The sequence below is a fragment of the Peptacetobacter sp. AB845 genome (genome assembly GCF_047528295.1).
In the GTDB taxonomy this organism is placed as follows: Bacteria; Bacillota; Clostridia; order Peptostreptococcales; family Peptostreptococcaceae; genus Peptacetobacter.
Window position 1 is genome coordinate 1,137,152 of record NZ_CP180001.1, and the last position, 24,274, is coordinate 1,161,425.

General features: G+C 31.5%; 22 protein-coding genes and 1 other annotated feature. Of the genes, 20 read left to right on the forward strand and 2 right to left on the reverse strand.

The window, feature by feature from the left end:
* Nucleotides 1–193 precede the first annotated feature (193 nt).
* The 17 genes from ftsZ (at nt 194) to ACK2WO_RS05410 (ending at nt 19,009) form a co-directional block, all read left to right on the forward strand.
* The gene (gene ftsZ / locus ACK2WO_RS05330; protein WP_178412110.1) at nt 194–1,345 is read left to right on the forward strand and encodes a cell division protein FtsZ; all 1,152 of its coding nucleotides are present in this window, start codon (nt 194–196) and stop codon (nt 1,343–1,345) included.
* Nucleotides 1,346–2,113: 768 nt separating this feature from the next.
* Complete coding sequence (nrdR, locus tag ACK2WO_RS05335; protein ID WP_178412111.1) at nt 2,114–2,572, forward strand: transcriptional regulator NrdR; 459 nt, start codon at nt 2,114–2,116, stop codon at nt 2,570–2,572.
* A gap of 3 nt (nt 2,573–2,575) precedes the next feature.
* Complete coding sequence (gene pgeF, locus ACK2WO_RS05340; RefSeq protein WP_414698639.1) at nt 2,576–3,394, forward strand: peptidoglycan editing factor PgeF; 819 nt, start codon at nt 2,576–2,578, stop codon at nt 3,392–3,394.
* Nucleotides 3,395–3,430: 36 nt separating this feature from the next.
* Entirely contained in the window at nt 3,431–4,120 is a 690-nt protein-coding gene (locus tag ACK2WO_RS05345; RefSeq protein WP_178412112.1) for a winged helix-turn-helix domain-containing protein, read from the forward strand.
* Nucleotides 4,121–4,134: 14 nt separating this feature from the next.
* The gene (locus tag ACK2WO_RS05350) at nt 4,135–5,415 is read left to right on the forward strand and encodes an ATP-binding protein (protein ID WP_178412113.1); all 1,281 of its coding nucleotides are present in this window, start codon (nt 4,135–4,137) and stop codon (nt 5,413–5,415) included.
* 227 nt (nt 5,416–5,642) lie between these two features.
* The gene (locus tag ACK2WO_RS05355) at nt 5,643–6,971 is read left to right on the forward strand and encodes a DUF512 domain-containing protein (protein WP_178412114.1); all 1,329 of its coding nucleotides are present in this window, start codon (nt 5,643–5,645) and stop codon (nt 6,969–6,971) included.
* A gap of 12 nt (nt 6,972–6,983) precedes the next feature.
* Nucleotides 6,984–7,661, forward strand: a complete 678-nt coding sequence (locus ACK2WO_RS05360) for a hypothetical protein (protein WP_414698640.1) — start codon at nt 6,984–6,986, stop codon at nt 7,659–7,661.
* Between the two features lie 30 nt (nt 7,662–7,691).
* Complete coding sequence (gene der, locus ACK2WO_RS05365; protein WP_414698641.1) at nt 7,692–9,017, forward strand: ribosome biogenesis GTPase Der; 1,326 nt, start codon at nt 7,692–7,694, stop codon at nt 9,015–9,017.
* Between the two features lie 22 nt (nt 9,018–9,039).
* Complete coding sequence (gene plsY, locus ACK2WO_RS05370; protein ID WP_414698642.1) at nt 9,040–9,648, forward strand: glycerol-3-phosphate 1-O-acyltransferase PlsY; 609 nt, start codon at nt 9,040–9,042, stop codon at nt 9,646–9,648.
* Nucleotides 9,649–9,668: 20 nt separating this feature from the next.
* Nucleotides 9,669–10,676: an NAD(P)H-dependent glycerol-3-phosphate dehydrogenase gene (locus tag ACK2WO_RS05375; RefSeq protein ID WP_414698643.1), complete on the forward strand. Its 1,008-nt coding sequence runs from the start codon at nt 9,669–9,671 to the stop codon at nt 10,674–10,676.
* Nucleotides 10,677–11,306: 630 nt separating this feature from the next.
* Nucleotides 11,307–12,008, forward strand: coding sequence for a YggS family pyridoxal phosphate-dependent enzyme (locus tag ACK2WO_RS05380; RefSeq protein ID WP_414698644.1), 702 nt, complete (start codon nt 11,307–11,309; stop codon nt 12,006–12,008).
* 24 nt (nt 12,009–12,032) lie between these two features.
* On the forward strand, nt 12,033–12,506 hold the full coding sequence (locus ACK2WO_RS05385; RefSeq protein WP_178412117.1) for a cell division protein SepF: 474 nt from the start codon (nt 12,033–12,035) through the stop codon (nt 12,504–12,506).
* A 34-nt stretch (nt 12,507–12,540) separates the two neighbouring features.
* Nucleotides 12,541–12,789, forward strand: coding sequence for a YggT family protein (locus ACK2WO_RS05390; RefSeq protein ID WP_178412118.1), 249 nt, complete (start codon nt 12,541–12,543; stop codon nt 12,787–12,789).
* A 1-nt stretch (nt 12,790) separates the two neighbouring features.
* Nucleotides 12,791–13,576, forward strand: a complete 786-nt coding sequence (locus tag ACK2WO_RS05395) for an RNA-binding protein (protein ID WP_414698645.1) — start codon at nt 12,791–12,793, stop codon at nt 13,574–13,576.
* 14 nt (nt 13,577–13,590) lie between these two features.
* Nucleotides 13,591–14,205 (forward strand): DivIVA domain-containing protein, encoded by a 615-nt coding sequence (locus ACK2WO_RS05400; protein ID WP_178412120.1) that lies wholly within the window; start codon nt 13,591–13,593, stop codon nt 14,203–14,205.
* A 154-nt stretch (nt 14,206–14,359) separates the two neighbouring features.
* Nucleotides 14,360–14,608, forward strand: a binding site (T-box leader).
* 102 nt (nt 14,609–14,710) lie between these two features.
* Nucleotides 14,711–17,830 carry an isoleucine--tRNA ligase gene (gene ileS, locus ACK2WO_RS05405; RefSeq protein ID WP_178412121.1) on the forward strand — a complete coding sequence of 1,040 codons (3,120 nt, stop codon included), beginning with the start codon at nt 14,711–14,713 and terminating at the stop codon, nt 17,828–17,830.
* A gap of 243 nt (nt 17,831–18,073) precedes the next feature.
* Nucleotides 18,074–19,009, forward strand: a complete 936-nt coding sequence (locus tag ACK2WO_RS05410; RefSeq protein ID WP_414698646.1) for a DMT family transporter — start codon at nt 18,074–18,076, stop codon at nt 19,007–19,009.
* 464 nt (nt 19,010–19,473) lie between these two features.
* Here the strand turns inward: ACK2WO_RS05410 and ACK2WO_RS05415 are convergent, their stop codons facing one another.
* Nucleotides 19,474–20,034: a TetR family transcriptional regulator gene (locus tag ACK2WO_RS05415; RefSeq protein WP_178412123.1), complete on the reverse strand. Its 561-nt coding sequence runs from the start codon at nt 20,032–20,034 to the stop codon at nt 19,474–19,476.
* 298 nt (nt 20,035–20,332) lie between these two features.
* On the opposite strand from ACK2WO_RS05415, the gene ACK2WO_RS05420 reads away from it, so the two are divergent.
* The 3 genes from ACK2WO_RS05420 to ACK2WO_RS05430 all read left to right on the forward strand — a co-directional run bounded on the left by ACK2WO_RS05420 (nt 20,333) and on the right by ACK2WO_RS05430 (nt 23,002).
* A complete protein-coding gene (locus ACK2WO_RS05420) occupies nt 20,333–21,199 on the forward strand; it encodes a DegV family protein (RefSeq protein ID WP_414698647.1) in 867 nt (288 codons plus the stop codon).
* A gap of 147 nt (nt 21,200–21,346) precedes the next feature.
* Nucleotides 21,347–21,475, forward strand: a complete 129-nt coding sequence (locus ACK2WO_RS05425) for a hypothetical protein (protein WP_414698648.1) — start codon at nt 21,347–21,349, stop codon at nt 21,473–21,475.
* A gap of 147 nt (nt 21,476–21,622) precedes the next feature.
* Entirely contained in the window at nt 21,623–23,002 is a 1,380-nt protein-coding gene (locus ACK2WO_RS05430) for a hemolysin family protein (protein WP_414698649.1), read from the forward strand.
* A gap of 180 nt (nt 23,003–23,182) precedes the next feature.
* Here ACK2WO_RS05430 and ACK2WO_RS05435 read toward each other — a convergent pair whose 3' ends face one another.
* Nucleotides 23,183–24,262, reverse strand: a complete 1,080-nt coding sequence (locus ACK2WO_RS05435; RefSeq protein ID WP_414698650.1) for a M24 family metallopeptidase — start codon at nt 24,260–24,262, stop codon at nt 23,183–23,185.
* Nucleotides 24,263–24,274 lie beyond the last annotated feature (12 nt).

A 24,274-nucleotide genomic window follows, 5' to 3' on the forward strand; every position in this document is an offset into this window, starting at 1 on the left:
ATATTTATTCTATAATTGTCAAAATTGACTTGCAATAACTAGGTATTTAGAAGTAAAATGGTATTATAGCTATCTGTGTAATTATAGTAAAATTTATAATCATATAATTTAGAATTATGGCTAAATAAGAAAACGAATATTATATATAATAGAGAAGATGTATTATATTGGAGATAAAGAAGGAGGAGAATTGATGCTAGGCTTTGATGTAGAATTAGAGGAATGGGTCAAAATAAAAGTTGTCGGTGTCGGCGGTGGCGGTAGTAACGCAGTAGACGGAATGGTTGACGCCAAAATAAATGGGGTAGATTTTATATCAGTTAATACTGATAAACAGGCTCTATGTAGATCTAAAGCAGAATACAAAGTTCAGATAGGTGAAAAACTAACTAAAGGACTTGGAGCAGGAGCAGATCCTGAAGTAGGAAGAAAAGCTGCTGAAGAAAGCAAAAACGAAATCATAAAATTATTAGAAGACTCAGAAATGGTATTTATAACAGCTGGTATGGGTGGTGGAACAGGTACTGGTGCAGCTCCTGTAATAGCTCAGCTAGCTAAAGAAATGGGTAAACTAACAGTTGGTGTAGTTACTAAACCATTTACTTTTGAAGGTAAAAAAAGAATGAAACAGGCTGAATTAGGTATAGAAGAGTTAAAGAGCAAAGTCGATACTCTTATAACAATACCTAATGATAGATTACTTCAGGTTGTTCAGAAAAATACATCTATGCTTAAAGCATTCTCAATAGCAGATGATGTTTTAAGACAGGCTATACAGTCAGTATCAGAACTTATAAAAGTTCCTGGAATAATCAACCTTGACTTTGCCGATGTTAAGAGAATAATGGGAGACAAAGGTCTTGCTCACATAGGTATAGGTAGTGCAAAAGGTGATAATAAAGCTATCGAAGCTGTAAGACAGGCTATAGAATCTCCACTTCTTGAAACTTCAATAGTTGGAGCTAGAGGAGTTATACTTAACATATCTGGTGGATTAGACCTAAGCTTAGTTGAAATAAACGAAGCTTCTAACATAATCTACGAATCATGCCATGAAGACGTGGATTTAATATTCGGTGCTAATGTTAAAGAAGAATTAGGTGATGAAGTAACAGTAACAGTTATAGCTACTGGATTCGATCCTGATATGCAGAAAGTTGCTAAAGAAGCTGAAAAAGTAATAAGAAGAGAATTAGATAGTGATATAGCTACTGTTGAAACATCTTCTGAAGAAAAAGAAGAACCTACTCCATCAATAACAAGCACAGTTGGAGAAGCAAACATAGAAGATGACTATGACATGGAAATACCACCATTCTTAAGAAACAGAAAAAGAAGAAAATAATATAGATGGGCTGGCGCAATATTTTGTGTCAGCCTATTTTTTTTGTCTTAAATATTAAAAGGCTTTTGCAAAATATCTCTTTTTAAACTTGAAAAAAATATATCTACTCCTCTCCAGGCAGTCAAGCTGCATTGTCGAGTTCGTAGATATATTTAATTTTCAAGCTAAAAACAAAAAGAGAGATTTTGCTAAAAGCCTAATATAATAAATTCAAATCATAAAAAATAGACCGACTAACAAAATATAATCGCAAGCCCATCTATATTTTGAAAAAAAGACAGGCTTCCAGAAAGCAGTTAAATATGGTTACGCATGCAGATAAGGAAAAGAAAAAAATAGAGTTGCTTTTAGGAGTTTTAAAATATTAGAAAGGTTAATATCCGAGCAAAAGTAATCTTTTATCCAAATTTTATTCCAAAGCCATAAATAATAAAAATTATAATTTAAACCTTAAAAATAAATTAACTAACAAAATATAATCTACAGTATATATATATTTGAAAATAAGACAAGCTCTTGAAATACCAAATTAGTATGTTCTAGCATGTGAATAAGATAAGGAGAAGCTAAATAACTGCTCTATAGCGACAATTCTGCAAGCGCCCCATACATTGAAATGTGTTATATAAAAGTATGGGGCGCTGAAGCCTGGAGCAAAGAGCAGTTATTTAGCTTCTCCTTTTTATTTACAAAAAAGTTGACAAATATAATAATAGTGTTATGATATTATAAACAATCAAGAAATATTAAAAAATGGAGGAAATAGGTATGCAGTGTCCATTTTGTGGCTTTAGAGAATCAAAAGTTGTCGACTCAAGACACACAGATCCAAATACAATTAGAAGAAGAAGAGAATGTGAAGAGTGTAAAAAAAGATTTACTACTTATGAAAAAATAGAAATGACACCTACAATGGTTATAAAAAAGGATGATACAAGAGAAGTGTTCGATAGGGATAAGGTTAAGCGTGGAATAATGAAGGCTTGTGAGAAAAGACCGGTTTCTGTCGAGGATATAGAGAGAATAGTATCTAAAGTGGAGTATGAGATAAATAGAAAGTATTCAGGAGAAGTAGAATCTAATGTAATTGGTGAGATTGTTATGGATAGTTTAAAGGATTTAGATGAAGTAGCTTATATAAGATTTGCTTCAGTGTATAGACAGTTTAAAGATATAAATACTTTTGTAAATGAACTTAAAAATATTCTTACAGAAAAGGGAGAGTAATTTATGGAAAATTTTACAGCTAATATGAACAGTTGTATAACAAATACGAATGGTTGTACAACAAATACGAATGATTATATAACTGATATGAATAATTGCACAACAGATATGAACGATTTCATAACTAAGGAGATAAAATTCAAAGATGGTGGATTTGCCAAGGTAGTGATAACAGAGAGAAAATACGATGCAAAAAATAAAGAGGATATTAAAGTAGTTTTTGATGAATGTGGATTAAATTATGAAAATATGACAGACTGTAAGCAAATCCATTCTGATATAGTGAGAATTATAAAAAAAGACGACATCGGTGTAACAGAGGAAGCCGATGCAATGATAACAGATATTCCTCAGATACCTCTTATGATATACACAGCAGACTGTGTTCCGATAGTTTTGGTGGATACAAATAAGAAAATAATCGCGGATATACACGCTGGTTGGAGAGGTACATACGCTGAAATAGTTGTTAAAACGATTAAATCTATGTTAAATAACTTTGGAACAAATCCTGAGGACATCGTCTGTATCATAGGCCCTGCAATAGGTTCGTGCTGTTATGAGGTATCAAAAGACCTAGTAGATAAATTTAACACAATCGTTACAAACAAAGACTTTAAATTCTATATAATAAAAGAGGACAGATTTCATATAGATTTAACAAAAATTAATAGTTATTTACTTGAAAAATGCGGTGTTAAGAAAGAAAATATACACAATCTTAACATTTGTACATCTTGTCAGAATGATAAATTCTATTCATATAGAAAGGATAATAAAACCGATAAAAGAATAGGTACTATTGTTCAGATAAAATTATAGAGAAAAAAAGGTTAGAGGATAGGAGAGGTGTTTGTAGTGAGTGAAAAAGTTTTGATAATAGACGATGAAATGCATATAGTTGAATTACTTAGATTCAACCTAGAGACATCAGGATACAAAACAATATATTCATACGATGGATTTGACGGATTTATAAAAGCGAAAGAGGAAAAACCAGATTTAATACTTTTAGATTGGATGCTACCCAATATAAGTGGAATAGAAGTGTTAAAGAAAATAAGACAGGATGCAGATTTAAAGAAGATTCCTGTTATAATGCTTACAGCAAAAAATATGGAAGACGATAAGGTTGAAGGTTTAGAAATTGGTGCTGACGATTATATAACAAAACCATTCAGTATTAAAGAACTTTTAGCTAGAATAACTTCTGTAATGAGAAGATATGGAATGAATACAGGCAGAGAAAGTGAAGAGCTTACAGCAGGTAATTTAAAATTAAACCTTACAAAACATGAAGTTAAAATAAATGATAAAAAAGTTGATTTAACATTAAAAGAATTCGAGCTTTTAAAGCTACTTCTTAAAAATAGAGGAAAGGTTCTTTCAAGAAACTTCCTATTAGATGAGATATGGGGTTACGAATACTACGGTGAAACTAGAACTGTAGACGTTCATATAAGATACCTTAGAAAAAAATTAGAAGAAGCTGGAGCAGATGAAAAATATATCGAAACAATAAGAGGTGTTGGATATAAAATAGACTAACTTGGAGGTGTAATATGGTGGATACGATTAACATAGAGATAATAATTACACTTGTTTCTGTAGTAATAGCTATAGTTTCGGCTAGATATGCGATAAATGTAAGAAAATATTTAAGAGAGATTATAGATGTTTCAAAAAGAGTGAGCAACAACGAACATCATGCAAGAATGGATTTAGGTGGAAATGGCGAATTAGGGGAATTTGCTAAAAACTACAACGACATGATAAAAAACTTATACAATACATTTGATGAGTTAGAATATAAGAATTTACAGCTAAGATCGATATTAAAAAGTATTTCTAATGGGATACTTGCAATAGACATAGAGGGGAATATACTTCTTATCAATGATGAAGCAAAAAAAATGATAAATTGCCCTAAAGAGGTAATGGTAGAAGGAAGGAATATATCATTTGCAATTAGAAATGATATGATTCTAAAACAGATAATGATGTTTATGGGGTCAAAGGAAAATGAAAAAACAGTTGTCAATTTAGATGATGGAAGATTTTTAAGAATAAAGCTAGACCCTGTATACCTTCAAAATAATAAAAGCATAGTTATAGGTTCTATAGTAAATATAGAGGATATTTCGGAAAGAGTTAGAGCAGAAAATATGAGAAAAGACTTTGTGGCAAATGTCAGCCACGAATTAAAAACTCCTCTTACTTCTATAAGTGGATTTGCCGAAACATTAAAATTAAATGAAAATATAGATAAAGAAACAAGAAATAGATTCCTTGGAATAATTGATGGAGAGGCAAATAGATTAAAGAGACTTATAGAGGATATACTTACACTTTCATTTATAGAAAATGATAAAAAAGAAGAGAAAGAATCTATAAATCTATACTCTGTGTATAGAAGAGTTGAGGATATGCTTATGATATCTGCAAAAACAAAAAGCATTGAACTAGTATGTGATGCGGATGAGTCGATAAATATACGGGCAAATGCAGATTATGTAAAGCAGATAATTTTAAATTTAGTTGATAATGCAATAAAATACACTCCAGAAAATGGAGATGTAAACGTAAAAATATTTAAAGAAAAAGATTATGCAGTAATAAAGGTATCTGATACAGGTATGGGAATACCTAAAGAAGACCAAGCTAGAATTTTTGAAAGATTCTATAGAGTAGACAAAGCTAGAAGTAGAGAAATAGGTGGAACAGGCCTTGGACTTGCTATTACAAAACATATAGTTATAAACCTTGGAGGAACTATTTCTGTTGAAAGTGTGCTTGAAAAAGGAAGTACATTTACAGTAAAAATTCCTATTAAAAGAGATTAATATTTATGGGTTGTTGTATTGTACAGCAGCCCATTTTTTATATTTTTGTAAATTCTTTATTTATAAGAAGAACAACAATTTTCTTAAAGAGTTGAATACTTTCTGTAAAAATGGTATCATAAAATGATATGTGATAACTTTTTTTAAGAGCGTGATTTAAATTTGATATTTTGTAATTAATAAATTGAGTTAGAGATATAATCAAGTTTAGGAAGGGGAATATCAAAGTGGAAGTTAATGTAAAAAATTCTAACAATATAATAAGTAGAATATATCCAGGAAGTATAGCGGAAGAGTTGGAGATAGAGGTTGGCGACCTTTTAATATCTGTAAATGGAGAAAAGGTTAAGGATATTATTCAGTACAGATTCTTAACTGATGACGAGTATATCGAGCTTGAAATACAGACAAAGAGCGGAGAAAGAGTGGTATACGAGATAGAGAAAGATTACGACGAAGAATTAGGATTAGAGTTTACTAACCCTATTATAGATAAGGCAAAAAGCTGCAGAAATAAATGTATGTTTTGCTTTATAGACCAGCTTCCAAAGGGAATGAGAGAGACTTTATACTTTAAAGACGATGATTCAAGACTATCATTCCTACAGGGAAACTTTGTAACTCTTACAAATATGAGCGAGCAGGATATAGAGGATATAATAAGATATAGAATTAGTCCGATAAATATATCTGTCCACACTACTAACCCAGAGTTAAGACAGAGAATGATTACAAATAGATTCGCTGGAAGATTATACAGCATAATGGAAAGACTAGCTGAGGCGGGAATAACTATGAACTGCCAGATAGTTTTATGTCCGGGCGTAAATGATGGTAAGGAATTAGAAAGAACTATAACTGATTTATCTAATCTTTATCCAAATGTAAACAGTGTTGCAATAGTTCCAGTTGGGGTAACTAGATACAGAGATCATCTACCTCATCTTGAAATATTCAACGAAAAAACAGCTAATGAGGCACTTGATTTAGTTGAAGGACTTCAGAAAAAATGCTTAGAAAAATTTGGCTCAAGATTTGCATTTATGTCAGACGAGTTCTATATAATTGCCAAAAGAGAAATACCAGACTACGATTCTTATGAAGGATTCCTTCAGTTTGAGGATGGTGTAGGTATGATAAGAAAGCTTGGAACAGAGATAATAAATTATCTTGATGAGCTTCCAGATGATTACGATGTAAGAGAAAAAACTGTTTCAATAGCTACAGGTAAGTCTGCGTACGAGTTTATAAACAGTATGGCAGAACTTATTATGAAAAAATTCCCTCAGGTTAAGATAAATGTGTATAGAATAGTGAATGAATTCTGGGGGGAAACAATAACAGTTTCAGGGCTTATAACAGCTCAGGATATTATTAAACAGACAGAAGGTAAAGAAAGAGGAGAAACTCTTTATATAACAAGAAGTATGTTAAAAGCTGATGAGCTTATATTCTTAGATGATGTAACGCTTGAGCAGCTTGAAGAAATTTTAGGTAATGAAGTCGTTCCTTGTGAAAATGAAGGACATGATTTCGTGGATAAGATATTGAAATAGGAGGGGGTTCATTTGAAAAAAGGACTACAATTTATTTTAGTATTACTATCTATTGCAATATGTATAGGTACAGGATACATAGTTGGAAGTAGGTATAAAGAATATGAAATAGATAAAAAAGAAAGTATTGCGTTAGATCATGCTAAAAAGGAAAAGTCATATAAAGAAGATAGTAAGGAATTTAAAGAAGCATATGATTATGTTGTAGAAAATGAGTTATATAACGATTTATCTATTGATAAAATATTAAAACTAACAAAAGAAAAAAATGAAGAAAATAAAGATTTTGATTATAAAAGTTGTATAGCAGGATATATAAGTGCATTAAATGGAGATAAATCAATATTAAATTTAAAATCTAATGATGAAATGTTATTTTATAAATATATAGAAAATACTATAAAGTTATATGAAAAAAATTATGACTCAATACAAATAGAAAAAAAAGTTGAAGAAAAAAAGGAAATCGAAGAAGAGACTACTAATGAAAAAACTTTGGGAAAAAATGAAGCTCCATGTGTACAATGTGGTAAGATATTTACTCAGCCAGAGGATGATGATTGGTCAGATTTATGCCCAGAATGTCTTGCTAGAGATGAAGTTAAGTGTCCACGTTGTGGTAATTGGGTAGAGGAATATGAGTATGATTATCCTAGTAATCAATGTTTAGATTGTGCAGGATGGATGTAAATAATATATTTTGAAAGGAAGGTTGATAAAATGTCAGATATGAATAGACCGATTGTAGCCGTAGTTGGTAGACCTAACGTCGGGAAATCTACAATATTTAACAAATTTGCAGGGAAAAGAATCTCAATAGTTGAAGATACTCCAGGAGTAACAAGAGATAGAATATTTACAGAGGTAGAGTGGTTAAACAAATACTTCACTCTAATAGATACAGGTGGGATTGAGCCAAAGAGCGACGATATAATCGTATCTCAGATGAGAAATCAGGCTATGCTTGCTATGGACATGGCTCACGTTATACTAATGGTTGTCGATGGTAAACAGGGTATAACTGCAGCAGATAGAGAAATAGCAGAAACTCTAAGAAGAACAAATAAACCAGTAATATTAGTAGTAAATAAAATAGATAGTATGAGTCAGTATGACAATGTATACGACTTCTATGAATTAGGTCTTGGCGAGCCGTTTGCAATATCTGGGGCAAACAGTATGGGACTTGGGGATTTATTAGATGAAATAGTTGCTAATTTCCCAGAAGGACTTAATACAGAAATAGACGAAGATACTATAAAAGTTGCTATAACAGGTAAACCAAATGCAGGTAAGAGTTCTATACTTAACAACATATTAGGTGAGGACAGAGTTATAGTAAGTCCAATAGCAGGTACTACAAGAGATGCTGTCGATACATATTTCGAAAAAAATGGACAGAACTATCTTCTTATAGATACAGCAGGACTTAGAAGAAAAAGTAAAGTATACGAAAGTGTTGAAAAATACAGTGTTATAAGAGCTATGAGTGCTGTAGATAGAGCAGATGTTGTTCTTATAGTAATAGATGCTCAGGAAGGTGTTACAGAACAGGATACTAAAGTTGCTGGTATAGCACATGATGAAGGTAAAGCGTGTATATTTGTAATAAACAAATGGGATTTAATAGAAAAAGACAATAAAACAGTTAAAAAATATACTGATGAAATAAGAACTAAATTCCCATTCATGTCTTATGCTCCGATACTATTTGTATCAGCTCTTACAAATAAGAGAATGAATAAAATACTTGAAACAGTTGATTATGTAGCATCAGAACATGCTAAGAGAATATCTACTTCTGCTTTAAATGAGGTAATAGGGGAAGCAGTTATGCTAAATCAGCCACCATCAGATAAAGGTAGAAGATTAAAAATATACTATGGAGCACAGACAGATGTTAAACCTCCTAAGATAACTCTATTTATAAATGATAAAGAGCTTACTCACTTCTCATATCAGAGATATTTAGAAAATAGAATAAGAGAAAACTTTGGATTTGAAGGAACTTCAATAAGATTTGAATACAGACAGAAAAAGAGATAATTAAAGGGGGTAATTATAGAGAATGTTAGGTTATATTCTAATTGCCGTTGTGGCATATTTACTAGGAAATATATCGACATCTTATATAATAGCCAAAAGAATAGCTGGTATTGATATAAGAACTCAGGGTTCTGGAAATGCAGGATCTACAAATGTTTTAAGAACTCTAGGTAAAAAAGCAGGGTTAATGACATTTTTAGGGGATGTACTTAAAGGTGCTCTTGCTGTTTTAGTAGCATGCATAGTATCTAAATTTATGCCAATAGATACTTTAACTGCTAAATATGTTGCAGTGCTAGGTGTTGTTGCAGGTCATAACTGGCCAGCATTTTTAGGATTTAGAGGTGGAAAAGGTGTTGCCACATCTCTTGGTGCAATGCTTGCAGTACATCCAGTAGCAGCGCTTACTTGTTTTGCAGTATTTGGCGTTGTTGTTGCAGTTACTAAATATGTGTCTTTAGGATCAGTAGTTGGTATAGCTAGTTCACCATTTATAGTATATTTAATGGGTAAAAAAGAGGCTGTCCCTGTAACTGTATTCTTAGCATTATCAGTAATATACACACATAGAGCGAACTTAAAAAGAGTATTTAATGGAACAGAAAGAAAAATTGGACAGAAGAAGAATTAATCATCTTCAGGAGGGATATTATGAAAAAGGTATGCGTATTAGGAACAGGTAGCTGGGGAACAGCTTTAGCATTAAGCCTAGCAAAAAATGATTTTGATGTACTTATGTGGTCTAGAAGAGAAGAACGGGCTGAAAGTATAAATAAAAATAGAGAAAATACGGAATATCTACCAGGAGCAGTATTTCCTGATAATTTAAACGTTACTTCTGATTTAGATGAAGCTGTAAAAGATAGTAAAATAGTTGTTATAGCAGTTCCATCTCAGGCTGTTAGAGGAATGTGTACTAAATTAAAAGGAAAATTAACACCAAATCAGATTATTGTAAATGTTGCAAAAGGTCTTGAAAAGGGAACTGGAAAAAGACTTTCTGAAGTTTGTGCAGAGGAACTTCCTGAATCTAAGTATGTTATGTTATCTGGACCATCTCATGCAGAGGAGGTTGCAAAAGGCTTACCTACTACAATAGTGGTTTCATCAGAAGATATAGAATACGCACAGATAGTGCAGGATACATTTATGTCTCCAGCACTTAGAGTTTATACAAATTCAGACCTTATAGGTGTTGAGCTTGGTGGTGCTTTAAAGAATATTATAGCTTTTGGAGCAGGTATATGCGACGGTTTAGGCTATGGAGATAATACTAAGGCAGCACTTATGACTAGAGGTATAACAGAGATAAGTAGACTTGGTGTTGCTATGGGTGCAAAGGCGATTACTTTTACTGGACTTTCTGGTATAGGGGATTTAATCGTTACTTGTACAAGTATGCACAGTAGAAATAGAAGAGCAGGTATACTTATAGGAGAAGGATACTCTGTTGAGGAAACTCTTGAAAAGGTTAAGATGGTTGTTGAAGGAATTACAGCAACAGAAGTTGCACATGATGTAGCTGAAAAATTAAATATAGATATGCCTATAACAAATGCTATCTACGCAGTTGTTCACGATGGACTTGAACCTTTTGAAGGAATAAAAGGACTAATGACTAGAAACAAAAAGAACGAAGTAGAACATATAGGGCTATAAGAAATAAAGAGGAGGCCGCCACAATTATTTGTGGTGGCTTTTTTTATGAAAAATTTGATAATTTTTCCTCCAGGCTTCGAACTTTGCTTTTTCAAGCAAAGCTTTCAAAATGTTGCAAAGTTCTGCAGATTGTCGGTACAAATCAATCAAATTTTTTCTTAAAAAAAAGACATCACCACAAAATAAATTGCGACAACCTTATAGAGTAATATGAGATAGTTAGGTAATAAGTTAGTAAAATGATAAGTGTATTTGGATATACCCTCTTTTATGTTCATTTTTGTTGTGTAAGCGATTTAATTAAATGTGAAGAAGGAAAATAACTGCTCTATAAGCGACAATTCTGGAAGCGCCCCATACCTTGCAATGTGTTATAAAAATGAATGGGGCGCTGAAGCCTGGAGCAAAGAGCAGTTATTTTTCTTCTTCTTTTTATTATTTTTATTTTTCCTTTTTATAAGTTGATAAATTTGGTATAATATAATATGGTATAAACTATTGAAATTATGCTCTGATTTTGTCATTTGATTGTGTTTTTGATTTTATAATTAAAAATATGATAAATTCAGATAGTTAAAAGTATGATATAGATCATATATTTTTAAATATTAAAAATAGGCGGTGATTTATATGGAAAATATTAGAGAAAATATTGAAAGTATAAGAAAGAGAATAGCAGATGCGGCAGTTAGAACAGGTAGAGATGCCGATGATATAAAGCTTATTGCAGTTACTAAGACTGTTGATGTTGACAAGGTTGAGGAAGCTATAGCAGCAGATGCTTTAGATGCTGGAGAGAATAAACCTCAGGAATTAGCTAGAAAGTATGAGGTTCTAGGGGATAAGATTAGATGGCATCAGATTGGTTCATTACAGACAAATAAGGTTAAATACATAATAGATAAAGTTTGTATGATACATTCTTTAGATAGAGAAGGGCTTGCTGAGGAGATAGACAAGAGAGCAAGTAAAATAGGTAGGGTGATTGATTGTCTTGTTCAGGTAAATATTTCTGGAGAAGAGAGCAAACATGGTATGTCAAGAGAAGAAGTAGAGCCATTTGTTAGACTTGTTGCCGAAAAATACCCTAATATAAAGATTAAAGGGCTTATGACAATGGCACCTTTTGATGCAGAAAAAGATGAAATAAGAAAAGTATTCAGAGATCTTAAAGAGCTTTCTGATGAAATAAATAATATGAATATAGGAAATGTTGAGATGAGGGAGCTTTCTATGGGTATGACAAATGACTTTGAAATAGCTGTAGAAGAAGGAGCTACAATGGTTAGAGTCGGAACTGCTATATTCGGAAAAAGAAATTATAACAAATAATAAAGCAAATTGGAGGAAAGAAAAATGGCAAAAATAATCGACAAAGTGAAGAATATATTCAGTGATGACGAAGATTTAGATTATGATGAATACGAAGAAGAATATGAAGAAGATGAATACGAGGAAGCAGAAGAAAATCACGAAGAAGCAGAAGAATACAATGCTTTAGCATCTAATAAAAAAATAGGTAAAGTGATAGATTACCCAACAGGACAGATGAAAGTGGTAATATATGCTCCTAAAATATACGACGAAGCAACTCAGATTGCAGATGCTTTAAAACAGAGAAAAACAGTAGTAGTAAACCTAGATGGAGTATCTTCTCCACAGGTTAAAAAATCTATATTCGACTTTTTAAATGGAGCGGTTTATGTGCTAGATGGAGATATTCAGAAAGTAGCAGGATCAATATTTATATTAGCTCCAAATAATGTTGATATAGATGCCAGTGTGAAAAAAGAACTTGAAAGTAGAGCACTTTTCCCTTGGCAGAAATAATAACAAAATAATATAGATGAAAGTGGGAATGCTAATGCATACATTAAGGATAGCAATAGCCTATCTTCTTGATATAATTTCATGGGTAATAGTAGTAAAAAGTCTATTTACATGGGTACCAGCTCTTATGGACACTAAGTTATACCAGATAATGGATGAAATAACAGAGCCAATAGAAGGGCCAATTAGAAAAATTCTTTACAGAAATTATTCTGGACCTGTAGATTTTTCACCGGTAATAGCGATAATAATACTTATATTCTTGAAAGGATTAGTGCTATAAGATGGACAAGATAAGACTTACTAATCATATAAAAGATATAGAATTAAAGAACAAAATGTTTAAGTTGATAGATAAGGCAAATACTTGTCTAAAAAATTATGAAGCAAAAAGTACAGAATTTATGAATCCTTTTGAAATTAAAAATGCTATGGATATAATTAATTCTGAATCAGATTTAAAATACCATTCTGACGGGGGATATGAAGGTGCTGAAAGAAGTGTCATGACTATATTTCCATTTTATATGGAGTATGAGGATATTGAGCCACCTATAAAATTTGTTCAGATTGATGGTAATTTTAAATTTAGAAGTGTATCACATAAGGATTATTTAGGTTCTATTTTAGGGCTTGGGATAAAAAGAGAAAAGATAGGCGATATATTAATTCACGAAGAATTTTGTCAGGTTGTAGTAAGTAGCGATATTTGTGATTATATCGTTATGAACCTTACAAAAGTAGCGACAAATTCTGTAAAAGTTAAAGAAATTAAAAGAGAAGAATTAAAAACTTCAGAAAAGAAATATAAAGATATCTCGTTTACAGTATCTTCAGATAGACTAGATTGTGTAATAAGTGGAATATACAATATTTCAAGACAGGAAAGTCTAAAGTATATAAATGCGGAGAGAGTTCATGTAAATTATGAAAAAATTACATCTGCATCTAAGGCAGTATCTTCAGGAGATCTTATTTCAGTAAGGGGAAAAGGTAGGTCTGAAGTTATTGAAATAGGCGGGGAGACCAGAAAAGGAAGAACTAGAGTAAAGGCTAGAATAATATTATAGTTGAGGAGAAGATAATGATAACACCACAGGAGATAGAAGAAAAAGTTTTTAGAAAGTCTATGAGAGGATTCAACTGTGAAGAGGTTGATGAATTTTTAGATGATTTAAGAGTAGATTATGAAAATCTTATAAGAGAAAATGAATCTCTTAAAGAAAGAGTTAGAATGTATAGTGAGCAGCTAAATAAATATACAAACATAGAGGATACTTTAAAAGAAACTCTTATAACTGCTCAGACAGCTGCAGAAGATACAACATCTGCTGCAAATAAAAAAGCTAGAATAATAATAGAAGAAGCTGAATTTATGGGTAAACAGAAAATAGATGAGGCTACTAGCAGAGTTATCGAAATAAGAAAAGAGTATGATAATATTACTGCTGAATTTAAAATGTTTAAAAATAAATTTAAATCTCTTTTAGAGAGTGAAATTAAAAATATTGATGAAATATGCTCTAATATAGATACAGGTCTTTCAAGTCAGTATGAATGGAGAACTGCTATGGATGAGTATGAAGATGATAGATTCGATATAGAGGATTTTGGGGCAACTGCTGCAATGGAAGATGATGTTGAAGAATACGATTCTGATGACGAAAATACATCTCCAGAAAATATATTTGGTCTATAAAATTATCTATAATTTTATGATTTTTACTATAATTTTTTGTTATAGATATGCTTGAATTTAGAAACAATATAGAATTATCTGAAAAAATCAAAAAATAACTATTGACTAAAATTAAATTTTGGTATAAACTTTCAAAGTATAGAAAACAAAATCTTTAAAGGCTATGATGAAGACAGTAGATTCGGATTTTATTTTTACAGAGAGCTGGGTTAGCTGAGAACCAGTGAAATATACTGAGTTGAATATCACTTCGGAGCTGAATGCTGAAAGATTTATCTTAATAAAGATTTATCGAATAAGTTATTCCGGTAATGTGCCGTTATACAGTAGAGTGTCGTGTAGATATAAATTTAAAATTATCTATGCGGAATTAGGGTGGTAACGCGAGCAACTCGTCCCTTTGTGTATGCAAAGGCGACGAGTTTTTTTATTTGAGCAACTTATTTTAGAAAACTTTGAGCAATGAAAAATAAAGGGAATATTAAAAAGAAAGGGTGAATTAATAATGGCGAACTTTAAACCATTAGTAGACACTTCTGTTAAAGAAGCAGAAGCAAAAGTATTTGATTACTGGCAGGACATCGATATACTAGAAAGAACTTTAGAAAAAGGTCAGAACGATCCAAGTTTCGTATTCTTTGAAGGACCTCCAACAGCAAACGGAAACCCTGGTATACACCACGTTGTTGCCAGAACATTAAAAGACTGGGTATGTAGATATAAAACAATGTCTGGATACCAGGTAAAAAGAAAAGCTGGTTGGGATACTCATGGTCTTCCAGTAGAAATACAGGTAGAAAAAGAATTAGGATTATCAGATAAACAGGCTATAGAAGATTACGGAATAGCAGAATTCTGTGATAAATGTAGAGATTCAGTATTCTCTTTTGAAAAACAGTGGAGAAATATGACTGAAAGAATGGCTTATGAAGTTGACCTTGATAACCCATACATAACATTAGATAACAACTACATAGAATCTGTTTGGTGGATATTAAACAAATTCAACAAAGAAGGATATATGTATGAAGGACATAAAATACTTCCTTACTGCCCAAGATGTGGAACTGGTCTTGCATCACACGAAGTTGCACAGGGATACAAAGAAGTAAAAACTAATACATTAGTAGCTAAATTCAAAAAAGCTGGAACTGAAAATGAATACTTCTTAGCATGGACAACTACTCCATGGACATTACCATCAAATGTATCATTAACAGTAAACCCAGAAGTTACTTATGTAAAAGTTAAACCAGCTGATGTAGATGAGTTCTACTACTTAGCTGAACCATTACTAGAAAAAGTAATGAAAGATAGAGAATACGAAGTTGTTGAAAAAATGACTGGTAAAGACTTAGAATACGTTGAATATGAACAGTTATTAGACTTCGTAAAACCAGATAAAAAAGCATTCTTCATAACTTGCGCTGATTACGTAACTACTGAAGATGGTACAGGTATAGTACATACTGCTCCAGCATTTGGGGAAGACGACTACAACTGTGGTAAAAAATACGGATTACCAGTACTTCAGCCAGTTGATGAAAGAGGAGAATTTACTGCAACTCCATGGAAAGGTAAATTCGTAATGGAAGAAGGACTAGATGTTGAAATAATAAAATATCTAGCTAAAGAAAATAAATTATTCAGCAAAGAAAAAGTTGCTCACAACTATCCTCACTGCTGGAGATGTCAGACTCCACTTGTTTACTACGCTAAACCAAGTTGGTACATAGAAATGACTAAATTAAAAGACCAGTTAATAGCTAACAACAACACTGTAAACTGGTATCCAGAATTCGTTGGTCAGGGAAGATTCGGTAACTGGCTAGAAGAATTAAAAGACTGGGCAATATCAAGAAGTAGATATTGGGGAACTCCTCTTCCAATGTGGAGATGTGAATGTGGAAACACAGAATCTGTAGGATCAAGACAGGAATTAGCTGATATGGCTGTTGAAGAAGTAGATCCAGCAACTGTAGAACTACACAGACCATACGTTGATGAAATACATCTAAAATGTCCAAAATGTGGTAAACCAATGACTAGAGTAAAAGACGTTATAGACTGCTGGTTCGATTCAGGATCAATGCCATTTGCTCAGCATCACTACCCATTTGAAAATAAAGAAAACTTTGATCAGTTATTCCCAGCAGATTACATCTGTGAAGGTATAGACCAGACAAGAGGATGGTTCTACTCATTATTAGCAATATCAACATTTGTAATGGGTAAAGCACCATACAAAAACGTATTAGTTAACGACCTTGTACTAGACAAAGACGGTAAGAAAATGTCTAAATCAAGAGGAAATACAGTAAATCCATTCGAATTATTCGATAAATACGGAGCCGATGCTTTAAGATGGTACTTATTATACGTATCTCCACCATGGACTCCAATAAGATTCGACGAAGAAGGATTAAAAGAAGTTCAGTCTAAATTCGTAGGAACAATGAAGAACGTATACAACTTCTTCACTCTATATGCTAACACTGATAACATAAATCCTGGTGATTTCTTCGTTGAATACAAAGATAGATCAGAATTAGATAGATGGATACTTTCTAAATTCAACAACTTAAAAGCTGAAATAGAAGAAAACCTAGAAATATTCGAAGTTAACAAAACTATAAGAAGAATACAGGAATTCATAAATGACGATTTATCTAACTGGTATATAAGAAGATCTAGAAGAAGATTCTGGGAACCAGAATTAACTGAAGATAAAAAAGCAGTTTACAACACTACTTATGAATTATTAACTGAATTATGTAGAGTTGTAGCTCCATTTGCTCCTTACTTATCAGAAGAAATGTACAGAAACTTAACTGGAGAAGAATCAGTTCATCTAGCTTCTTATCCAAGATGCAACAAAGAACTTCTTGATGAAAAACTAGAAGAAAAAATGGACTTAGTTAAAAACTTAGTTACTCTAGGAAGAGCTTCAAGAGAAAATGCTAGAATAAAAGTTCGTCAGCCATTAAAAGAAGTATTAATAGACGGAAAATATGAATCTGTTATAGCTGATTTAGTTGACATAATAAAAGAAGAATTAAACGTTAAAGAAGTTGTATTCGTTCAGGATTTAAGTGAATACATGAACTACAGCTTAAAACCTAACTTCAGAGAAGTTGGTTCAGTATTAGGTAAAAAAGTAAATGCATTTGGTAAAGCTTTAGCAGCATTAGATGCTCATGATACTGTAACTAAACTTGAAAACGGTGAAAAAGTAGTAGTTAATCTTGATGGAGAAGACTTCGAATTCGGTAAAGATTACGTTCTTGTAAATATATCTGCTAAAGAAGGATTCAACGTATCTATGCAGAACAATGTATTCGTTCTTCTTGATACAGAATTAAACGAAGAACTAGTAAATGAAGGATTTGCAAGAGAATTCATATCTAAAGTACAGCAGTTAAGAAAAGCTGCAAACTTTGAAGTACTAGACAACATAGTAATAGACTACTGCTCAGATGATGAAGTAGCTAAAGCAGTTGCTGAATTTGAAGATTACATCAAATCAGAAACTCTAGCTCTTGAATTAAACAGAGTAGAAGATGCTAGCTTAGAACAGCACAACTTAAATGATCATATGACAGGAATAAAAGTAACTAGAAAATAATTCTTAGCTAGATTAAAATTCTTAGTTAACTTAAATAAAATTTCTGTAATATAATCTAAATCTAGTTTTATATATTGTAAGGACTAGAAATTTAATAAAAAATATAATATAATGATAATGTTATATCAATTAGAAGAAGTGTTTCGGATTCCGGAACACTTCTTTAATGTGTAAAAATAATGTTTAGAGAAAAAATTTTAAAATCAAAGTAAAAAGGGAGAATAATTTAATAGGAGGTTTTATATGGGTGATAGAAAAAAAGGTATCACGTTGGTTCTAATTGCCACAACATTCTGGGGAATGATGGGTATAAACAGTAGAACATTGTCATTAGCTGGTCTTTCTGCTATGGATATAGCATTTATCAGATGCTCTATTGCTGGGGTATTATTTACAATTTATATGTTAATTAGAAAGCCAGAGGAATTAAAACAGAAATTATCGGGAATACTTGTAGGTTGTTTATATGGAGTAGTTTGCTTTGTATTAGGATTTATGACTTACAATGTATCTGTTGAGAGAGTGCCTATATCAGTGGCTACAGTTCTTATGTTTACAAATCCAATATGGGTGTCTATATTTGGAGCGGTTGTATTTAAGGACAAGATGACTAAGAAAAAAGTATTAGTTATATGTATGTGTATAGTTGGATGTATTTGCATATCAGATGTAATATCTACTGGTGGAGCAAACTTAGATGTTATAGGTATAGCTGCAGGTCTTATAAACGGAATGACTTTTGCTATGCAGATAATAATACCAAGATTCTTTGAAGGGAAATACTCAAAAGATGCGATACTAGTGTACGGATTTATATCAAGTACTGTTGTACTATCATTCTTTACAGATTTCTCAAATATAGCAGCTGCTGTAACAGGGCCAAACTCTATGGTTGTAATAGCTAATATGCTTGCTATATCAGTACTTTCAACATTTATAGCTAGTACATTCTATGTTAAGTCAACAGAATACATAGAAACTCAGGTTACAAGCATACTAGTATCACTTGAACCAATACTAGGAAGTATATTTGCATTCTTCATATTTGGAGAAACAATGTCTCAGACTCAGCTGATTGGGGCGGCAATAGTAATACTTGCTGCATGCGTACTAGAAACGGACTTATCAAAAATAACAGAAAAAATAATGTTACCTTTCTCAACTAAACAAATAAAATAACTGTTGAATATATTTTGTAAAATTCAATTTTTGCTATTAAAATAATATCCCTCTCAGTCTCCAGGCTTCAGAGCCTCGCACTTTTAGAGTAACACATTTCAAAGTTGCGAGGCTCTTGCAGATTGTCGAGTTGAGAGGGATAAATATTTTAACTTATCGCAAAAATTGATTATTAGTAAAATATTTATAACAGTTATTTTTTTATATAACTTTCGAAAAACAAAAGACCTACGGTTGATTAATCTTTGGATGTATTAATCAATTATAGGTCTTTTTAGTTGAGTTTAATTTTAATAGATTTGTTATGTTTTACATACTTTAACAACCGATTAATAATTTTACAAAATAAAAGCTTGAATATTGTAGAAATAATCGCATGCAACGACAATCTGCAGAGCTTTGCTCGAAGCCTGGAGTAAATGCGATATTTCTATTATATTCAAGCTTTTACCTATTTTATAAAATTATTTCCATATTGACACTAGGCACTCAGATATGTCCCCAAATGGTATTGGTTCAGCCTTTAATATACTCTGCATTACAAGCCCGTCTACTATTGAAATAAGTAGGAATGAGATTGCATCGGCCTTATCTTTAAACTCATCAGAAAGATTCTCTACAAGTGAATCCTTTAAAGCAAGTCTCCACTCTCTATATTTTTCTTTAAATTGATTTCTAAGAGCTTCATTTTCTGTTATTGCTTCACATATTAAATACATGTGTATTCTTCCTGTTGAAGAGATGGTAGAAATATTATCGAGAAGAATTTTTACTAAATCCAAGTCGTCTATTCCCTGTATATTTCTTACACACATCAGAACAGCTTCATTTATAATATTCAAGTGTACATCGGCTATTTCAGCTATTATATCGTCTTTTGATGCATAATAGTAATAAAGAGTACCTTTACTTATATTAGCATGACGAGCAATATCTGCAAGGCTTGTATTTTTTACACCTTGTTTTGTAATAAGCTTAATAGCGGCATCTATAATTAGTTGTTTTGTATTATTTTCTGATCTCATTTTAGCACCTTTCTTTAAACGTTATAAAAATATTATAAGCTTATATAATCATACTGTCAAACAGAGAGGTGCTATAGTAATAAAGATATTATAAAAATTATACAATATAATAAAAATAAATTAAGAAAATAAAATAAAAATATATAAGTTATAAAAACAAACTATTATAAACTAATATTGACACCTAGTACTAAAAAATATATAATAGTATGAGAATGAAAAATTCGACCGAGTGACCGAGAAAATTTTATAGACCGGTCGACCGACAAAATGTTTAGAGGATTTGGAGAGAGGGAAAATGAGTAAAGTTAGGATAGTTACAGATAGAGCGTCTGATTTACCAGATAATATAGCAGCAAAATATGGAATAGAAATAGCAGAAATGGATGTTGCATTTGGGGAAGATGTATATTATGGCGGAAAAGGAATTAGTATAGAAGATTTTTATGCAAGAATGAAAAAAGAAAAAGAACTGCCAAAAACATCTTGTCCATCACCAGATAAATTTTTGGAAATATACAAAAAAGAAGATAGCGATGTATTAGTTCTTACATTAACATCAAAACTTTCAGCTACTTACAATTGTGCAGTACTTGCAGATGATATGTATAAAGAAGAAGAGCATACAAATAGAGTAAAAGTTATAGACACAATGAGTGGATCTATAGGGCAGGGAATACTTGCTGTATACGCAGCTCAGTTAGCAGAACAGGGTAAAAATATAGATGAAATATCTGAAGAAATAGAAAAGCTTATAGACAACACTAAATTTATCGGTGTTCTTCAGACATTAGAAAATGCTATAAAGGGTGGAAGAATAAGCAAATTAGCAGGAAGTATAATAAACACATTTAATTTTAAAGCTCTTGTACAAATAGATGATGGTCTAGTAAAACCATTTGACAAGGCTAGAGGTGAAAATGGAAGCATGAAAAAATTAGTTGATTTATTCTTAGAAGGTGCTTCAGATACTGAGAAAAAAACATTATTTATAGGTCATTCTAATTGTTTAGCTAAAGCTGAAAAGGTAAGAGATATGATATTAGAAAGAAAAAGCTACAGAGAAGTTGTATTCTGTGGAATAGGTACTGTAATGGGTACATATACTTCTGATGGATGTGTGTTATTAAATGCGGTAGAACTACCAGAATTGATAGATGCTTAAAAATATATTAAATATAAAAATAAATAATAAAACTCTAAAGCTATTAAATAAAAATATAAAATAAATGTTAAATTTATTTTTACAATATTGAATAAAAAAACGAGTTATAATATAATATTCATCAACAATATTTTGAGAGGTGAAATTATGGATAACGGAGAGAGTGACGAGGAGAATAGGTCTATAAATTTATCTAAGCATAAATATATAGACCTTATTTATTTTTCTGTAGTTGCTTCAAAAATTAGAAAAAAATTAATCAAACTCGTATGTTAAGGATAAGTTTTAGAAAAGCAGAGAGAAAAATTTTTACATTAAAAGAATAAAAATAAAATAAAAATATAGAAAATAAAACTCATAGAAAATAAAATTTATAGAAAAGATAAAATCAATAATAATATTTAACAACGAGGAGATTAAAAAATGTATAAACAAATAATATTTCAGGTAGTTTTAATAATGATAAATGCTTTCTTTGCGATGACAGAGGTGGCACTTATATCGGCAAATAAAATTAAATTAAAGAAAATGGCAGATGAAGGGGATAATATTGCTAAAAAATTAGTTGATATATCAGAAGATCCTTCAGAATTTTTATCTACAATACAGATAGGTATAACTTTTGCAAACTTTATAGCCAGTGCATTTGCTGCAGATGGACTTTCTGGATACTTGGCAGATTTCATATACAATACTTTAAATGTAAAAGTGTTGTCTTATGAAATGATGAGCACAGCTTCATTGATTTTAATAACAATAATATTATCATACTTTACACTTGTTTTAGGTGAGCTAGTCCCTAAAAGGATAGCCATGCAGAAACCTATGGAAGTAGCTAGATTTGCGTGTATACCAGTTTCTGCAATCTCTACTGTTGTAAAACCTGCTGTAAAATTCTTATCTCTATCTACAAATATAGTTTTAAAAGGGTTAAGAGTAGATACAAATGAAGAAGAGGACTCAATTACAGAGGAAGAAATAAGAATGATGCTTGAAATAGGTAATACAGGCGGAACAATAAATTCAGACGAAAAAGAGTGGATAGACAATGTATTTGATTTTTCTGATTCTAGTGTAAGAGAGATAATGACTCATAAATCAGAAGTTGTTGGGATTTATGAAAATGATAGCTTAACTGATATAGAAGAGAAAATCCACGAAACAGGCTATTCAAGATATCCTGTCTATGGAGAAAATGACAACGATATAAAAGGAATACTATATGCTAAAGATTTCTTTGCGGAGGTGTATAGTTGTTTTGCAAAAGAAGAATATGAGTCGGATACTTTAGAAAATAAAGGTATGTCAATAAATAAAGATGTGGTAATAAATAAAAATGATTTAAATATAATGGATAATCTAAGAAAACCGTATTTTATACCAGATAGTATGAGCTCTTTCTTATTATTTAAAAATATGCAAAAAAATAACACACATATAGCTATAGTTATAAACGAGTATGGTGAAAATATAGGCCTTATAACTATGGAGGACTTGTTAGAGGAGATAGTAGGGAATATATACGACGAATACGATGAGTGTGAGGATGAGGAAGTAAAGATTTCTGAGACGACTTGGAAGATAAAGGGAAGTACGAGTTTAGATGATTTATCGGATAAATTTGATATAGATTTTCCTGATGATTTAGATTATGATACTATTTCTGGATTGATTTTAGAAAAGATACAGAGAATACCTAATGATGGAGAACAGTTTGAAATAGAGGCATTTGGTATGAAAATAAAAGTTGAAAAAGTAGAATCTAGAAAAATTGAAGAAGTGATAATAACTATTGTTAAGTAATATAGAAATAATATAAAATAAATACAATGCTTACTAAACAATAGAAATATTATTTAGTAAGATTAAATAAGATAATAAAAAAGGTTGTTGCAAATTGCAACAACCTTTTTATGTATTAAATTGTAATAAAATTTTTGTTTAAGTTATTCCGTAAGGCTAGTATTAGTCTACTATAACTAATTAGTTTCCAACAACAACTAATTCTTTGTTGTATGCATTTAAGTTTTCGTAACCGTCTTCAGTTACTAATATAAGGTCTTCTATTCTAACTCCGAATTCTCCTGGTAGATATATACCTGGTTCTACTGAGAATATCATACCTGGTTTTAATTCTTCAGTATTTACAGAAGAAACGTCTCCCATATCGTGGCATTCTAGACCTATAGAATGTCCAGTTCTGTGAGTGAAGTATTCTCCGTAACCTTTTTCAGTTATGTAGTCTCTTGCAGCAGCATCTACGTCACAGAATCTAACACCTGGTTTAACTATGCTTATTGCTCTCTTATTAGCTTCAAGAACTATATCAAATATTTCTTTTCCTTTTTCAGGAACTGATTTATAGAATACTGTTCTTGTCATATCTGAGCAGTAGTGGTCTTTTATACAACCAAGGTCAAGTATTATAGCGTCTCCTTCTTTAACGTATCTGTCTCCTGGTTCACCGTGTGGGTTAGCACCATTAGCAGCGAATCCTATTATTGGATCGAATGATAATCCATCAGCTCCAAGATCTTCGTATATTCCTTTAAGAACTGTAACTAACTGTTTTTCAGTTAAATCACCTTTTATTTCTTTCTGAAGTCTTTCAACAGCTTTATCATTTATCTGAGAAGCTTTTCTCATTAATTCTTTTTCTTCTTCATCTTTAAACATTCTTAATCTGTCTATTATGTAAGAACCGTTAACGAATTTGCTTCCAGCTCCGTGTTCCATTAATCCTAATAAGAATCTTGCTGGCCAGTTTTTGTCTATACCCATAACAGCGTTGTGGTCAACTCTGTCAGCAACAACTTTTACAGAATCGTCAGTATCTTTGAAGATAACTTTTTCAACTCCTAAATCTTCTTCTATTGGGAATAATTCGTTTACGAATAATTTGTGATTACCATCTACATTTAGGTAAAGAGCGAATAATCTTTCTCCTGTGTGTAACATTAATCCTGTTAAGTAGAATACTGAGTAAGGATCACTTACTATCATCTGCTGTATTCCGTCTTTTTTCATCTGTTCTAAAACGGCATTTAATCTCTGAGTTTTCATTGCAAAACTACC